Raw genomic sequence first — 1,087 nt, 5'->3', positions numbered from 1 at the left:
GGGCGGCAACCGCCGCCTGACAGAAAAAGGGCGCTCAGCCCTTACAAGAAGGCAAGTGCGTCGCGCCAAAGGCGCGCCCTGTCCTGAGTGGCACGTCTTTGGCGTGACGAGAATGGTAATGACGGACATATCGCCAAGGACACCCTGTTCGGACCGGAGCGCAACCAGGCGCGTGCCATCGATCGGGAGTTTCGCGTCGCGGACCTTCGGTTCATCAGGGCGCGCAGCCACCGTGCTGCAATCCAGACGCCGCATACATGGCCGCAACCCAAATCATGCCAGCGTCGACCCAAACGCCAATGCCCCGCGGGAACCGATGGTATGGACCCCGCCGCCCTCGATCGGCGAGCCTTCGGATATCAAACCTGAAGAAGGAGACATACCATGAAGATCGTACGTATCGGCTTGGATCTGGCAAAGAACGTGTTTGAAGTCCACGGCGTCTGTCCATTGCGTCGATGCAGAGGATAGCGCGGTCCTCCAGAAGACACTGAGGCGGGATGCGGTTCGGCAGTTTTTCTCGGAGTTGTCACCTTGCCTTGTGGGCATGGAAGCCTGCAGTGGTGCGCATTGTCGGGCGCGGGTTCTGACGGGTCTCGGTCACGACGTGCGCCTGATCTCGCCACAGTTCGTAACCCCCGTATGTGAAATCGAACAAGAACGACCGGAACGACGCCGAGGCGATCTGCGAAGCCGTTGGCCGCCCCTCGATGCGCTTCGTGCCGCCGAAATCCTCCGGGCAACTGGAGATCCAGGCGGTCCATCGTATCCGTCAGCGACTGGTCTCGGACCGGACGAGGTTGGTGACCCGGATCCGCGGTCTTCCGGCCGAACATGGGGTCGTGACAGGTCGTGACAGGTCGGGACATCGCTCGCCTGCGGCGCGGTCTCAGACAGATCGCGGACGGGGCCGCCGATGACCTTGGTGGGGTGCTCCGGGATCTGGTGCGCGATGTGCATCAGGAACCGGCCGAACTCGATCAGCGCATCGCCACGTATAACCGACGGATCCGGCACCTCTTTCGAACCGACGAAGAGTGCCGGCGTATCGGCAAGATCGAGGGCATTGGGCCGATCACCGCGACGG

The 1,087-nt window shown here is 62.5% G+C and carries 1 protein-coding gene and 1 pseudogene; both read left to right on the top strand.

Annotated features, from left to right (window positions below; translation table 11 throughout):
- Positions 1–644: 644 nt before the first annotated feature.
- Positions 645–920: an IS110 family transposase gene (locus tag V8324_RS22570; RefSeq protein WP_442970601.1), complete on the top strand. Its 276-nt coding sequence runs from the start codon at positions 645–647 to the stop codon at positions 918–920.
- A pseudogene (locus tag V8324_RS21990) lies at positions 853–1,087 on the top strand (hypothetical protein); the annotation flags it as partial. The gene V8324_RS22570 and the pseudogene V8324_RS21990, both read left to right, overlap by 68 nt.

Source organism: Roseovarius sp. D22-M7, from assembly GCF_037083785.1.
In the GTDB taxonomy this organism is placed as follows: Bacteria; Pseudomonadota; Alphaproteobacteria; order Rhodobacterales; family Rhodobacteraceae; genus Roseovarius.
The sequence above is the reverse complement of the archived record's forward strand: the minus strand, read 5'-3'. Positions and strand labels throughout refer to the sequence as shown.